Raw genomic sequence first — 14,534 nt, 5'->3', positions numbered from 1 at the left:
TTAGCGTTCGAATTGGCCAAACTCTTGTTGTAATTGTCGGTTTACGGCCAGGCGCGCCGGAAGCGCGTCACCTAACGCTTCCACCACGCCCGACAGCAGCAGGTTGAACAGACAGCTCACGGGGGCAAGCGAATCCCAGAAATGGCCGGTATCGGTTTTCACTTGCAGTAAATCAATCGGATAATCGCGTGCCCACGGACACCAGATATCAGTGATCAAGGCCAGGGGGATCTGTTTCTCACTCGCCACACGACAGTACTGCCGAGCGACTGCGGAGTAGGTGCGGGTATCTGTCAGCACCACATAGGGATGAGAAAATCCTGAGTTCAGAGATTCAACCCAGCTCCCGGATGCCCCCTCGGAATAGCTGACGCCCGGGCGGAGATACTCGAGGTGGCTGAAGAAGGCGTTGGCGATCCCGCGGGTTGACTGAATTCCCAGTACAAAAACGGCCTCCGCGTGAGCCAACTGATGCACCACCTGGCGGAAGGTGTCCGTTTGCGCCAACTGATACACCTGCGTGATGGCATCCACTTCCAGCGACAAAGCGTGCTGAAGGCGATTGGGCAGGGGGCGCTGCTGCTGCCAGGAGTCCAGACGCTCATTCATGCCCCAGGGCTGGTAAGGGTCGCGCAGGCTTTTCTTGGCGTCTTCCAGGTTACGATACCCCAGCTTGCGCAGGAAGCGTCCGACGGTGATGCCGCTGGTACCGGTCGCCAGACCAACGCTCTCTGCCGTTTCAAACGGAATTTGCGCGGTGTGCGCCAGTAGCCAGCTGCCAACCCGTTTTTCGCTGGGCGTCAGTTGGCTGAAGGTCGCTTCGATACGGCTCAACATCTCGGGTTTTGTCGTCATACCGCCTCGCTGTTAACAGGCTGTCAGTCGCCAGAATTGTGTTACCTGATTAACAATGCATGACGCGTGCCAGAGTCACAGGGCAGTGAGAACCTGCTGCGACGCAAACTTCATGCAATATTTAATTAACCAATGATCAACATTTGTGCAGCCTAGTTCACTTTTGGTGCACTGTCTGAGCGGGCAGGTATGAATTTGTTGAATACGTCAGCTTCTTCACATTTTTGATAAGATATAAATACAGTGAAAATAAAAGGGATCCCGGCATGGCGAATTTGTCCTGGCGTGTCAGCGTGCGCCTGATGGCTCTCGCAAAAAAAATAGCGATGGTAGCGGGGATCGTCCTGGTCGTGCTGCTTGCTGTGCGGGTGTATCTGTCTCAGCAGGGCCCGGAACTGCACCTCTGGCATACCTGGCGGGCAGATGAGATGTCCGTGCGCGAGCTGGACAAAGCCGATTTTGCCGGGTATCAGGCCCGGGAAAAGGCGATTTTCACCGATCTGGATAACGCGGTGACGGCGAAAACAGCGGGCGAGGAACAAACCCCGTTAAACCGTTATTACCGCCAGAGCCTGGTATGGCCCGGTCAGTTTTCACCAGATGCCAACCGTTCATTTGTGCTGATGCCTGCCGGAAAGCCGCGCGGTGCGGTGGTGTTGCTGCACGGATTGACGGACTCTCCTTACAGCGTCAGACACCTGGCTTTACATTATCAGCAGCACGGGTTTGTGGCAGTGGTACCGCGGCTACCCGGACACGGCACCGCGCCCGGCGCGCTGACGGACGTTGACTGGGAGATGTGGCTGGCGGCAACGCGCCTTGCTGTGCGGGAAGCCACGCGTCTGGCGGGAGAGAGTGCGCCACTCCATCTGGTGGGGTACTCCAACGGCGGGGCGCTGGCGATGAAATATACCCTTGATGCGCTGGATTCCACTTCACTTCATCGACCGCAGCAGGTGGTACTGCTTTCACCGATGATTGGCGTGACGGCCTTTGCGCGGTTTGCCGGTTTCGCCGGGTTACCGGCGCTGCTGCCGGCGTTTGCCAAAGCGGCGTGGCTGAATATCTCGCCGGAATATAATCCGTATAAATACAACTCGTTTCCGGTAAATGCCGCCCGCCAGTCGTGGCTGTTGACGAAGACCCTTCAGGAGCAGATTGGCCGCGCGGCGCGGGAACACAAACTGGGGCAGTTGCCGCCGGTTCTGGCGTTTCAGTCAGTGATGGATTCCACGGTCAGTACCCGCGCGGTGGTAACCGGGTTATTTGATCAGCTTCCGGCGAACGGCAGTGAACTGGTCATGTTTGATATCAACCAGGCGGCAAGTTTCCGTCCTTTGTTTAAGCCGTCATCCTGGACGGCGGCCTCGTCGCTGCTGCCCGTCGAACAGAGGCGTTACAGTGTCACGATTATCACCAATGCCAGCGAGCACAGTTTCTCGACGGTGGCGAAAATAACCCCGGCAGGCAGCACCCATGAGACAGTCATACCGCTTGCACAGTCCTGGCCGCAGGATGTCTACTCCCTATCGCATATTGCCGTGCCGTTCCCGCCGGATGACGATCTGTATGGCCGCGAACCTGGCGTGAAAAACCACTATGGCATTAGCCTGGGGACGATTGCGCTCTGGGGAGAAACGTCCGTGTTGAGCGTCGGAAAAGAGGCGCTCATGCGAGTCACCTCGAACCCGTTCTACGACTACATGCTGGAGAGGATCGACGGCCGGATCGGGGATCAATAACCGTAAAGAACCCTTGTGGCGTGAATATGTTAGGTCGCACTGATTAATTATGATAAACAGTAGGTTCAAGGCACCTTTCTCTCTCATTGGAACCCGCTCTTGTGCTGACAACGCTCATTTATCGAAGCCAGTTGAATTTATCCCACCCGTCCACCGAACTGCGGGAGCTGGTGGAGCGGGCCAGGGGCCGCAACACAAAACTGGATATTACCGGCGTCCTTCTGGCTAAAGGGAGTGATGTTCTGCAAATCCTCGAAGGGTCGGAAGAGAGTGTGGTCAAATTGTTCCACACCATCCGTGAGGATAAACGGCACAGTGGTGTGGTTGAACTGATGCGGGACTACGGCCCGCGCAGACGGTTCGAAAATGTCGGTATGCTGCTCTTCGACCTGCAAATCCAGTCGGCGAAAGACGTGCTACAGTCGGTACTGCATTACAGCAAGCTGGACAGCTATCTCGCCTCTGATGATCGGGTATTCAAATTTATCCAGAGGTTTATTACAGATCAGCGACCGTCCTCGTCTGGGGAACGTTACGACCCGACAAAATGGACGCTCTCACCGGAGACATTACCGTTTGGTGATAGCCTGGGCCTGCTGGCTAACCAATCTTGCCAGTTTGCGCTCCAGCCCATTGTTGAGCCCTCCGAAGGGAAGATTAGTTCACTTGAAGCCCTCATTCGCGGTAATGATGGCGGCAGTCCGGAGCATTTTTTCAGCTCCCTCGACCCGGACAAAATCTACGAAATTGACCTTCAGACGAAAGCCTATGCCTTTGCGCTGGCTGAAAAGCTCGGTATTGGTAACCATAAAATTGCGGTAAATCTGTTGCCGATGTCGCTGGTCAATGTTCCTGGCGCCGTGGCATTTCTGGCGGATCAAATTAAAAAACACGGGCTTAAACCGGAGCAGGTGGTCATCGAAGTCACTGAAAACGAGATGATTTCCGGCTTCAACCAGTTTAATAGCGCCATTAAACAACTTCGTGCTGAAGGCATTGGCCTGGCGATTGACGATTTTGGTTCCGGCTATGCGGGGCTTTCGCTGCTGACCCGGTTCCAGCCGGATAAAATTAAAATTGACCGGGAAATTGTCAGCAATATTCATCTCAGCGGCCCGAAACAGGCGATCGTGCGCTCGATTGTCAGCTGTTGCTCCGACCTCGAAATCACCCTGGTGGCGGAAGGGATCGAGAAAATGGAGGAGTGGTCCTGGCTTGAATCCGCCGGGATCCGCCGTTTCCAGGGCTTTCTGTTTGCCCGTCCGCAGATTAATGGCGTCGGTGATATTCACTGGCCTCATCTGGTGCGTTAGCCAATTTTCCTCCCGCGTTATTTCCCCTTCGCCCTGCCTGTGCTTAAATAGCTAAAACGGTTTAACATAGTTTAGCTAAGAGGGTTACATGAAAAAAATCTGGGTACTTGGCGATGCGGTGGTGGATTTGCTGCCTGACGGCGAAGGCAGATTACTGCAGTGTCCCGGCGGTGCACCGGCAAACGTCGCCGTCGGGATAGCCCGGCTGGGCGGTCCAAGCGCATTTATTGGCAGAGTTGGCGATGACCCGTTCGGGCGTTTTATGTCTAAGACATTAGCCGACGAGCGGGTCGACGTGAAGTATATGCGCCTGGACCCGGTGCATCGTACCTCTACGGTGGTGGTGGATCTGGATGACCACGGCGAACGCTCGTTTACCTTCATGGTGCGCCCGAGCGCCGATCTGTTTCTTGAACCCGCCGATCTGCCGAGCTTCAGCGCCGGGGAGTGGCTGCATGTCTGTTCCATCGCGTTGAGCGCAGAGCCAAGCCGTTCTGCGACCTTCAGGGCGATGGCCTCCATCCGGGAAGCGGGTGGTTACGTCAGTTTCGATCCCAATATTCGCCCGGACCTCTGGCAGGATGAGAACGAACTTCGCCGCTGTCTCGAACGCGCTCTGCAGGGTGCAGACGTGGTGAAACTTTCTCTCGAAGAGTTGGCCTTTTTCACTGGCGAAACGCAGGTGGAGACCGGTCTGGATAAGCTCATGAATCGCTGCCCGGCACATCTGGTGCTGGTTACACAGGGTAAAGAGGGCGTCATCGCATGGCATGAGGGCACCGTGAAACACTATCCGGCCACGCCTGTGAAATGTGTTGATACGACCGGCGCAGGCGATGCCTTTGTGGCGGGGCTGCTTTACGGGCTGGCCGCCGGTCAGCCGTTGACGTCCGTTATCGCTTTAGCTCAACGCTGCGGTGCGTTAGCCACCACGGCAAAAGGAGCCATGACGGCTCTGCCATATCAGCACGCCCTGTAATTCCTCCCATTGCTGGCCGCCATCCGGCGGCCTGAATTGTCGCCTCGATCACACTTACTAAAACGGTTTAGCAAAAAAGATTGCCGATCCAAAATTCAGAGGTTTAGTATCAGCAACCTAAACCGGTTTAGCAATTTAGCACGTTTAATGACTTCTTTTAGGGATGCGACAAAATGTATAAAAAACGCAGACTTGCCGTGATGATAGGCATGCTGGCCGGAAGTACCTCTGTTTTTGCCCAAACGGATATGACAAGCATCGAAGCGCGACTTGCGGCGATGGAACAGCGTCTTCAGGACGCGGAGACGCGCGCACAGGTTGCTGAGAAACGCGCGACGGATGCAGAACAAAAAACGCAGCAACTGGTTGCGGCTCAGCAGCAGGCGCAAACGACAACTCAGGAAGTGGCTCAACGCACCGCCGCGCTGGAGAAAAAAGCGGACCAAAGCGGTGGGTTTGAGTTCCACGGCTATGCCCGTTCTGGCCTGCTGATGAACGATGCGGCCTCCAGCAGCAAAAGCGGCCCTTATCTGACACCAGCCGGGGAAACGGGCGGAGCAGTAGGGCGTCTGGGTAACGAAGCCGACACCTACGTTGAGCTGAACCTGGAGCATAAACAAACCCTGGATAACGGGGCGACCACGCGCTTCAAAGCAATGCTGGCCGACGGTCAGAGGACCTATAACGACTGGTCAGCCGATACCAGCGATCTCAATATTCGTCAGGCCTTTGCGGAGCTGGGTAACTTGCCTGATTTCACCGGTGCGCTGAAGGGCAGTACCTTCTGGGCGGGTAAACGCTTTGACCGCGACAACTTTGATATTCACTGGCTGGATTCCGACGTCGTGTTCCTTGCCGGTACCGGCGGCGGCGTCTACGACGTGAAATGGAACGATTCGCTGCGCAGTAACTTCTCTATTTACGGCCGCAACTTCGGCAGCGTGGAGCAGACCGACAATAACGTTCAGAACTATATCCTCAGCATGAACCACTTCGCCGGACCGTTCCAGCTGATGGTAAGCGGTCTGCGGGCAAAAGATAACGACGACCGTAAAGACACCAACGGCGATCTTATCAAAACCGATGCCGCCAATACCGGCGTTCATGCCCTGGTTGGGTTGCACAATGAGAGTTTCTACGGCCTGCGGGAAGGGACAGCCAAAACGGCGCTGCTGTACGGTCACGGGCTGGGTGCGGAAGTGAAAAGCATCGGCTCTGACGGCGCACTGCTGTCTGAGGCGGATACCTGGCGCTTTGCAAGTTACGGTGTCACGCCGATTGGCGGGGGCTGGAGCGTTGCGCCCGCCGTACTGGCGCAAAGCAGTAAAGATCGTTACGTCAAGGGCGATAGCTATGAGTGGGTGACGCTCAACACCCGTCTGATTAAAGAGGTGACGCAGAACTTCGCCCTGGCGTTTGAGGGAAGCTATCAGTACATGGATTTAAACCCGGAAGGCTATAAGGACCGCAACGCCGTCAACGGCAGTTTCTACAAGCTGACCTTTGCGCCAACGTTAAAAGCGAGCAAAATCGGCGATTTCTTCAGCCGTCCGGAGCTGCGCCTGTTTGCCACCTGGATGGACTGGAGCAGCAAACTGGATCATTACGCCAGCGATGATGCCTTTGGCAGCAGCGGTTTCAACGCAGGCGGGGAATGGAACTTTGGGGTCCAGATGGAAACCTGGTTTTAACCCATCACGCTCCCGCCTGGCGGGGGCGTTTCGCACATCATAAAAAGAAGTCAGGCAGAGGTATCTATGGATTTTAATCAAATCGCCCGCGAGCTTATTCCGCTGCTCGGTGGCAAGGAAAATATCGCCAGCGCGGCGCATTGCGCAACCCGTCTTCGTCTGGTGCTGGTCGATGACGCGCTGGCAGATCAGCAGGCTATCGGCAAGGTCGAGGGCGTGAAGGGCTGTTTCCGTAACGCCGGGCAGATGCAGGTGATTTTTGGCACGGGCGTGGTCAACAAGGTTTACGCCGCGTTTATTCAGGCTGCGGGGATTAGCGAATCCAGTAAATCTGAAGCCGCGGATCTGGCGGCGCGCAAGCTGAACCCGTTCCAGCGTATTGCCCGTCTGCTTTCCAATATCTTTGTCCCGATTATTCCCGCAATTGTGGCGTCCGGCCTGCTGATGGGCCTGCTCGGTATGGTGAAAACCTACGGCTGGGTCAATGCGGATAACGCCATCTATATCATGCTGGACATGTGCAGCTCGGCGGCGTTTATCATTCTGCCTATTCTGATTGGTTTTACCGCCGCGCGGGAATTTGGCGGCAACCCGTATCTCGGCGCGACGCTGGGCGGCATTCTGACGCACCCGGCGCTGACCAACGCCTGGGGCGTGGCGTCGGGCTTCCACACCATGAATTTCTTCGGCCTTGAGATCGCGATGATTGGCTACCAGGGCACGGTATTCCCCGTGCTGCTGGCCGTCTGGTTCATGAGCATCGTGGAGAAAAACCTGCGTCGCGCGATCCCGGATGCGTTAGACCTGATCCTGACACCGTTCCTTACCGTCGTTATCTCCGGATTTATCGCCTTACTGATTATTGGTCCGGCGGGCCGTGCGCTGGGCGACGGCATCTCCTTTATCCTGAGCACATTAATTGAACACGCGGGCTGGCTGGCCGGGCTGCTGTTTGGCGGGCTTTACTCGGTGATTGTGATCACCGGTATTCACCACAGTTTCCACGCGATTGAAGCAGGTCTGCTGGGTAACCCGTCGATTGGCGTTAACTTCCTGCTGCCGATCTGGGCGATGGCGAACGTAGCACAGGGCGGCGCCTGTCTGGCGGTGTGGTTCAAAACCAAAGATGCCAAAATCAAAGCCATTACCTTACCTTCGGCGTTCTCTGCCATGCTCGGTATTACTGAAGCGGCCATTTTTGGTATCAACCTGCGTTTCGTAAAACCGTTTATTGCCGCGTTGATTGGCGGTGCGGTGGGCGGGGCCTGGGTGGTCTCAGTGCATGTTTATATGACTGCCGTTGGGTTGACCGCTATTCCAGGTATGGCCATTGTGCAGGCAAGCTCTCTGCTCAACTATATTATCGGCATGGTGATTGCCTTCGGCGTGGCGTTTACCGTCTCGCTGCTGCTGAAATATAAAACGGACTCAGAATAATGACGTTACCTTCACGCTGGCCTGCGATCCTGCAGGCCGTTATGAAAGGCCAGCCGCGCGCGCTCGCAGACAGCCATTATCCGCAATGGCACGCCGCGCCGGTGACGGGGCTGATGAACGATCCCAACGGGTTTATCTGGTTTGCCGGGCGTTATCATCTGTTTTATCAGTGGAACCCGCTGGACTGCGAACATCGGTTTAAATGCTGGGGGCGCTGGAGTTCTGCGGATCTGGTGCACTGGCAGCATGAGCCGCTGGCGCTGATGCCCGACGAAGAGTATGACCGCAACGGCTGCTACTCTGGTAGCGCCGTGGATAACGAGGGTGTTTTGATCCTGTGTTACACCGGCAACGTCAAATTCGATGACGGCAACCGCACCGCCTGGCAGTGTCTGGCCGTGGAACAACCGGACGGCAGCTTTAAGAAACTCGGACCTGTGCTTGCGCTACCGGAAGGTTACACCGGCCACGTGCGTGACCCGAAGGTGTGGCAGCACAATGGGGAGTGGTACATGGTGCTGGGCGCGCAGGATCTGCAAAAACGCGGCAAAGTGCTGCTGTTCAAATCCGCTGATTTGCACACCTGGGCGTCCTGCGGCGAGATCGCCGGTCACGGCGTTAACGGCCTGACGGACGCAGGGTATATGTGGGAGTGCCCCGATCTGTTTGCCCTCGACGGGACGCATGTTCTGATCTGCTGTCCGCAGGGGCTGGCGCGCGAGCCGCATCGCTACCTCAACACCTATCCAGCCGCATGGATGAGCGGGGCGTTTGACTATGCAAACGCCGCATTCGATCACGGCGATCTACACGAGCTGGACGCCGGGTTTGAGTTTTACGCGCCGCAAACGACGCTGGCGGAAGATGGTCGACGCATTCTGATCGGCTGGATGGGCGTGCCGGACGGAGAAGAGATGCTTCAGCCAACGCGAACGCATGGCTGGATGCACCAGATGACCTGTCCGCGCGAATTACGCTACCACGACGGCAAGCTCTGGCAGACCCCGGCTCGTGAACTGGAAGCGCTGCGTGAAGGTGAACAACGCTGGCAGGGGATCGCCAGTGATGCGCCAGAACTGGATGCGACGCGTCTGGAGTTTGAACTGAACACATCGCACGTGAACGTGGATTTTGGTGGAGCCTTGCGTCTCACGGTCGATGACCAGGGGCTGCGTCTGGAACGCGCCAGTCTGAAAACCGGGGAAACATTGACCCGATACTGGCTGGGGGACGTCAGCCATTTACGCGTTCTGTGCGACCGCTCCAGCGTTGAAATTTTCATCAACCACGGTGAAGGAGTGATGAGCAGCCGCTATTTTCCTGACCATCCGGCCCGTGTACGATTCGAAGGTGAGTCCGTCATCACATTACGCTACTGGTCGCTGCGCGCCTGCATGATAGAATGAGGGTTTTGGCAGCCGGATCTAAGTCGTTGTGAGAAAAACAAAACGCGTCACCATTAAAGACATCGCGGAACTGGCGGGGGTATCAAAAGCCACCGCCAGCCTGGTCCTGAACGGACGCAGCAAAGAGCTGCGCGTAGCGGAAGAGACGCGTGAACGCGTGCTGGCGATTGCCAAAGAGCACCACTATCAGCCCAGCATTCATGCCCGGTCGCTGCGTGATAACCGTAGCCACACCATTGGGCTGGTGGTTCCTGAAATTACCAACTACGGTTTTGCCGTGTTTTCTCACGAGCTGGAGACGCTGTGCCGTGAGGCTGGCGTTCAGCTGCTGATCTCCTGTAGCGATGAAAACCCGGGGCAGGAGACGGTGGTGGTGAACAACATGGTGGCGCGTCAGGTGGACGGGCTGATTGTGGCTTCCAGCATGCTTAACGATGCGGACTACCACAAGCTGAGTGAGCAACTGCCCGTTGTCCTTTTTGACCGCCACATCAACGACAGCGCGCTGCCGCTGGTGATCACCGATTCCATTACCCCGACGACGGAACTGGTGGCTGACATAGCGCGTCAGCATCCTGATGAGTTTTACTTCCTCGGCGGTCAACCGCGCCTTTCCCCGACGCGCGACCGCCTGGAAGGGTTTAAGCAAGGTTTGCGTGAAGCCAATGTAACGCTGCGCCCGGAGTGGATCATTCACGGCAACTATCATCCGAGCTCCGGATACGAGATGTTTGCTGAACTTTGCGCCCGCCTGGGACGTCCGCCGAAAGCGCTTTTCACCGCCGCCTGCGGTCTGCTGGAAGGGGTATTGCGCTACATGGGTCAACACAACCTGTTGCAAAGCGATATCAGGTTAGCCAGTTTTGACGATCATTACCTCTACGATTCGCTGACGATCCCTGTCGATACCATTCGTCAGGATAACCGCCAGCTGGCCTGGCACTGCTTTGATTTAATTAGCAAATTGATCGAAGGGGAGACGCCACAGCCCTTGCAGCGCAAGCTGGATGCCACCCTGCAACGACGCTATAAGTCATCTATATAGCTCTGACCGATACATCAATAACTTTAATTAATTTAAGTTTTGGATGCGCCGATAACCATAAGGAATAATTCTCCTTGAGGTATTGGTCTATGTCGTTGAAAAAGTCGTCCCTGATTGTCCTGTTCTCACTGCTTTTCTTCTTTGTTGTCAGCACCGTCACCAGCGTTGGCCTCATCATTAAAAGTAATAATTCCCTGGATAATGTGAACAAAGAGATCCAGGTTGTGCTGTCGATTATTGACCCCATCAACCACAGCCGCACCCTGCGCGTTCGGGTGATGGAGTATGTGAAGATGGTGGAAGCGGGCAACTCGGCAGATGAGTCTGCGAAGCTTGCCGCAGTGAAAGAGGCGCTGACCAAAGCGGACCACGCCTTTGCTGCCTTTATGGATTCACCGCGTCTGACGGATGAAGCGCCGCTGGTGAGTGCCTATCAGGATGCCTGGCAAAACTACCGCAACCAGGGACTGGTACCGCTGATCAATGCTGCCGAAGCGCACGATGTTGCCAAATTTAACGCCCTGATCCCGGACGTGTCCCGCCTCGACCGCCAGTACGAGATCGTTCTCGACCAGGTACTTTCCGTCCACCAGAAATACGCCAAAAGCCTGAACGAAGATGCGAGCAGCAACTTCGTCTCCGGCCTGGTGATGATTGCCGCTATCGCCTGCCTGTTTGTGGTGGTGATTGTCGCGGTCAGCCTGCTGATGAAGCGATTTGTGTTTGCCCCGGTAAACCTGGCACGCGAACACTGCAGCCAGATTGCGGCAGGCAAGCTGGACATCCCGGTGCCGGTGAAGGGACGCTCCGGTAACGAAATCGATCATCTTATGAGTTCGATGGAGCAGATGCGTCAGGCTCTGCTTGCGACCATCGCCCAGGTGCGCGATGCGAGCCATACCGTGACCCACGCAGCGCAAGAGATTGCCTCCGGGAATATTGACCTGGCGTCACGTACCGAACAGCAGGCGTCCGCGTTAACCCAGACGGCGGCCAGCATGGAAGAACTGAGCGCAACCGTGGCGAACAATACCGATAACGTCTATCAGGCCGGAAAACTGGTACAGGACGCGGTGAAAAATGCCCACACCGGTGAAGCGGTGACCCGTGAAGTCATCGACACCATGAATACCATCGCGGCGAACTCGAAGCGCATCGAAGATATTACCAGCGTTATCAACAGCATCGCCTTCCAGACCAATATTCTGGCGCTCAATGCGGCAGTTGAAGCGGCGCGCGCCGGTACGCAGGGACGCGGTTTCGCGGTTGTGGCCAGTGAAGTTCGCACCCTGGCACAGAAAAGCGCAGTGGCGGCTAAGGACATCGAGAGCCTTATTGCGCAGTCGGTTTCCAGCGTAAAAAACGGTGCCGAGCTGGTGAACCGTTCGGGCGAGGTGATCGATTCCATTATCGGTTCTGTTAATAAAGTGAATACGCTGATGGAGCAGATCTCCGTCGCCTCTGAAGAGCAGAGCCGTGGGATCAGCCAGGTCGGACAGGCGGTAACCGAGATGGATGGCGTAACCCAGCAGAACGCCGCGCTGGTGCAACAGTCCGCCGCGGCCGCGGCATCGCTGGAAGAGCAGGCGCAGCAGCTTTCGAGAAGTATTTCGAGTTTTAGTTTGCCGGTGCAGGCTTGATTGAATGGAAGGAGGCTCCTGAGGGAGCCTTTTTTGTGAGTATAACGTGTCACTATAAGCCATACAGAAGCTTATTTCGGATATATAGTAGGTATCAATGCAGCATAACTAACTATTTTTTACGGGGTTACTTATCATTTTGCAAGATAATAGAAGATTGGTAATAAATACTTTTAGATACTGCTAATTGTAATGAGAAATCAAGAGCATATCTGATTCATTAAGAATTTATTGTGAATAGTTGCCTTGTTCTCGACTTATCTGCTATTAATAATTAGAACTGCTTCAAAAAATGGCAAAAGCTTGTTTCGAATATATTCTAGCTCTCAAGTTGGGGGTTGTAAGATGGCTATAGATATTGTTTCGGAGGAGTTGAGTTTTTTTAAGTCTGCTACTACACGAATGCGCTGGTTGGTAAACAGTACGGTGCTCATATCTGCTTTAATCATGGTGCATATTTATCTTGCAAACTTTAGCTTACAGGACCAGCAACTTGAGGGTGTTGTTTATAATCGTTTTATAAATCAATTGGTTAATTACAGGCAGTGCCAAGGGGAGATATTTGTTGAGCTTGTTAAACATCCAGACAGTAGCATGGAAAAAAGGGAGAAGATCAAAAATGAAATTATAAAAAACTTTTCTGATTGTAGGGTCTTGTCCTCAAAGTTACGCGACTATTTATTCTTAACGCCACTTATGGATATCATAAAACAGTACTCCAGACTGGAGTATCAAGTTCAATCAAACGAACATACTTTGGCGAGTGAAAGTCTTCCTACCCGAACTATTCCCTTGCTTAATATGAATATTCCTGCAAATGATTTTGTTATTATAATGGCTATCTTGTCTATGTTTATAGTAATAGGTATTTGGATGAATCTGCGAGGTATTCATGCAGCTCTTTCGTCGCTATGTAGTCATGGTAATATTGATGTTCTTAAGGTTGCTCAATTAAATACCGTGTTTCTGACTTATTCTGAAGTGGGTGGTAATAGATTTGCTAGACAGGTCCGTGCACTTTCTATGTGGCTTCCATTTATCTCTATTGTATCTGCAACAATTGTTGGGTATTGGCCAATATTACACACCCGTTTTGGGAATGACGGTAACAGAATTGGTTATGACTATTACTTTGGGTCCGATGTAGTGATAGCAGTTTTCTTGGGATTATCCATAGTTATATCGTGTATGCATTGCTGGATTGCAATAAAATGCTATAAGGAGATTTCGGGGATTGACTCAATATTCGAAAGGACATTAATGAAAGCCCACCATAATTAAAAAAGGCTTCGATCCCATTTTTTATTTTTCTAGCAATATTTCCCTCCCTCATTCGTCTACCTCATCACAAGCCATAATCAGTTACTGTAAACGAGGTACACACCATGAGAGATTTTGATATGCACGAAAGAGGTCACGGACGCGGATTCGGTCGCCACCGTATGGGCAAGGGTTTAGTCATCGGCGCCGTGATCTTCGTTGTACTCGGCCTGCTGGTAATGTCCCTGTGGAACGCCTTGCTTCCGGCGATCCTCGGTGTGAAAGCCATCGGGTTCTGGCAGGCGCTGGGCATACTGGTGTTGAGCCGAATTCTGTTTGGCGGGCTGGGTTTCCGCCCCGGCATGTTTGGTGCACACCGCCGGATGCACGAGCGCTGGATGAACATGACCCCCGAACAGCGCGAGGCGTTTATTCAGCAGCGTCGCGAAGGGTTTGGTCGCCACGGGCGCGGTCACTGCGGCTGGCACGGCCATCGTGACGATAAGCGCGATGACAACGCGCCAAAAACGCCGGAAGCAGAGTGAGCGAAATGAAAGCCGGGGAGGCGGGCGGAACCATGCTGATGTCGGCGCTCAATGCCTGTCGCGCCAGGCTGAAAGCCTTCATACGCGGGCGCACGTCCGTCCGTGATGATGCCGACGACATTTTGCAGGAAGTCACGTATCAGCTGATGAAAGTGCAACAGCCAGTCGAGAACGTTGCTGCGTGGCTGTTCCGCGCGGCGCGTAATGAGATGACTGACCGGTCGCGGAAAAAACGCGAGGTTTCGCTCTCCGGCTATTTTACGGGCGACGATGAAGACGGTTTTCCGGAAGACGAGCTGGCCGAAACCCTGTTCGGTGTGCCGCAGACACCGGAAGAGGAGTATCTCAAAACGCTGTTGTGGGAAGAACTGGAACAGGCGTTGTCTGAACTTCCACCGCCGCAGCGGGAGGTATTCGAAAAGACCGAGCTTCACGGCTACAGCATTAAAATGCTGGCAGAGGAGACGGGTGCCAGCGAGCAGGCGCTGTTATCCCGTAAGCACAAGGCGGTGTTGTTTCTGCGTACGCGGCTGCGGGATGTTTATGACGCGCTGACCGGTGAATAGCGGCGACAGACAAAACCTTACACTTCCGGCACTTGTAGATTCATCACTATCGTTT

At 54.4% G+C, this 14,534-nt stretch carries 12 protein-coding genes; 11 read left to right on the top strand and 1 reads right to left on the bottom strand.

Annotated elements, in window-relative coordinates:
• A complete protein-coding gene (locus JGF26_RS11945) occupies positions 1-855 on the bottom strand; it encodes a MurR/RpiR family transcriptional regulator (protein ID WP_028018945.1) in 855 nt (284 codons plus the stop codon).
• Positions 856-1,121: 266 nt separating this feature from the next.
• On the opposite strand from JGF26_RS11945, the gene JGF26_RS11940 reads away from it, so the two are divergent.
• The 11 genes from JGF26_RS11940 to JGF26_RS11890 all read left to right on the top strand — a co-directional run bounded on the left by JGF26_RS11940 (position 1,122) and on the right by JGF26_RS11890 (position 14,479).
• Complete coding sequence (locus tag JGF26_RS11940; RefSeq protein ID WP_134708188.1) at positions 1,122-2,597, top strand: alpha/beta hydrolase; 1,476 nt, start codon at positions 1,122-1,124, stop codon at positions 2,595-2,597.
• Between the two features lie 101 nt (positions 2,598-2,698).
• On the top strand, positions 2,699-3,910 hold the full coding sequence (locus JGF26_RS11935) for a diguanylate phosphodiesterase (protein ID WP_134708189.1): 1,212 nt from the start codon (positions 2,699-2,701) through the stop codon (positions 3,908-3,910).
• Between the two features lie 88 nt (positions 3,911-3,998).
• Positions 3,999-4,889 carry an aminoimidazole riboside kinase gene (locus JGF26_RS11930; protein ID WP_134708190.1) on the top strand — a complete coding sequence of 297 codons (891 nt, stop codon included), beginning with the start codon at positions 3,999-4,001 and terminating at the stop codon, positions 4,887-4,889.
• Positions 4,890-5,062: 173 nt separating this feature from the next.
• Positions 5,063-6,580 (top strand): carbohydrate porin, encoded by a 1,518-nt coding sequence (locus tag JGF26_RS11925; RefSeq protein ID WP_049007659.1) that lies wholly within the window; start codon positions 5,063-5,065, stop codon positions 6,578-6,580.
• Between the two features lie 66 nt (positions 6,581-6,646).
• Positions 6,647-8,017, top strand: a complete 1,371-nt coding sequence (locus JGF26_RS11920) for a sucrose-specific PTS transporter subunit IIBC (protein WP_049007660.1) — start codon at positions 6,647-6,649, stop codon at positions 8,015-8,017.
• The gene (locus JGF26_RS11915; protein ID WP_134708191.1) at positions 8,017-9,423 is read left to right on the top strand and encodes a sucrose-6-phosphate hydrolase; all 1,407 of its coding nucleotides are present in this window, start codon (positions 8,017-8,019) and stop codon (positions 9,421-9,423) included. The genes JGF26_RS11920 and JGF26_RS11915 overlap by 1 nt, the downstream gene beginning before the upstream one ends.
• A gap of 28 nt (positions 9,424-9,451) precedes the next feature.
• Complete coding sequence (locus tag JGF26_RS11910; RefSeq protein ID WP_028018952.1) at positions 9,452-10,468, top strand: LacI family DNA-binding transcriptional regulator; 1,017 nt, start codon at positions 9,452-9,454, stop codon at positions 10,466-10,468.
• Between the two features lie 89 nt (positions 10,469-10,557).
• A complete protein-coding gene (locus tag JGF26_RS11905) occupies positions 10,558-12,108 on the top strand; it encodes a methyl-accepting chemotaxis protein (protein ID WP_028018953.1) in 1,551 nt (516 codons plus the stop codon).
• A 345-nt stretch (positions 12,109-12,453) separates the two neighbouring features.
• On the top strand, positions 12,454-13,389 hold the full coding sequence (locus JGF26_RS11900) for a hypothetical protein (protein ID WP_133175277.1): 936 nt from the start codon (positions 12,454-12,456) through the stop codon (positions 13,387-13,389).
• Between the two features lie 104 nt (positions 13,390-13,493).
• Positions 13,494-13,913 (top strand): hypothetical protein, encoded by a 420-nt coding sequence (locus tag JGF26_RS11895; RefSeq protein WP_028018954.1) that lies wholly within the window; start codon positions 13,494-13,496, stop codon positions 13,911-13,913.
• 5 nt (positions 13,914-13,918) lie between these two features.
• Positions 13,919-14,479, top strand: a complete 561-nt coding sequence (locus JGF26_RS11890) for an RNA polymerase sigma factor (RefSeq protein ID WP_134708220.1) — start codon at positions 13,919-13,921, stop codon at positions 14,477-14,479.
• Positions 14,480-14,534: the final 55 nt, after the last annotated feature.

Source organism: Enterobacter sp. E1, assembly GCF_016809815.1.
GTDB lineage: Bacteria > Pseudomonadota > Gammaproteobacteria > Enterobacterales > Enterobacteriaceae > Enterobacter > Enterobacter adelaidei.
The sequence above is the reverse complement of the archived record's forward strand: the minus strand, read 5'-3'. Positions and strand labels throughout refer to the sequence as shown.

Excerpts from the sequence above, each read along its gene's own strand:
- JGF26_RS11945 (WP_028018945.1), bottom strand. The coding sequence starts at position 855 with ATGACGACAAAACCCGAGATGTTGAGCCGTATCGAAGCGACCTTCAGC.
- JGF26_RS11940 (WP_134708188.1), top strand. The coding sequence starts at position 1,122 with ATGGCGAATTTGTCCTGGCGTGTCAGCGTGCGCCTGATGGCTCTCGCA.
- JGF26_RS11930 (WP_134708190.1), top strand. The coding sequence starts at position 3,999 with ATGAAAAAAATCTGGGTACTTGGCGATGCGGTGGTGGATTTGCTGCCT.
- JGF26_RS11925 (WP_049007659.1), top strand. The coding sequence starts at position 5,063 with ATGTATAAAAAACGCAGACTTGCCGTGATGATAGGCATGCTGGCCGGA.
- JGF26_RS11920 (WP_049007660.1), top strand. The coding sequence starts at position 6,647 with ATGGATTTTAATCAAATCGCCCGCGAGCTTATTCCGCTGCTCGGTGGC.
- JGF26_RS11915 (WP_134708191.1), top strand. The coding sequence starts at position 8,017 with ATGACGTTACCTTCACGCTGGCCTGCGATCCTGCAGGCCGTTATGAAA.
- JGF26_RS11905 (WP_028018953.1), top strand. The coding sequence starts at position 10,558 with ATGTCGTTGAAAAAGTCGTCCCTGATTGTCCTGTTCTCACTGCTTTTC.
- JGF26_RS11900 (WP_133175277.1), top strand. The coding sequence starts at position 12,454 with ATGGCTATAGATATTGTTTCGGAGGAGTTGAGTTTTTTTAAGTCTGCT.
- JGF26_RS11895 (WP_028018954.1), top strand. The coding sequence starts at position 13,494 with ATGAGAGATTTTGATATGCACGAAAGAGGTCACGGACGCGGATTCGGT.
- JGF26_RS11890 (WP_134708220.1), top strand. The coding sequence starts at position 13,919 with ATGAAAGCCGGGGAGGCGGGCGGAACCATGCTGATGTCGGCGCTCAAT.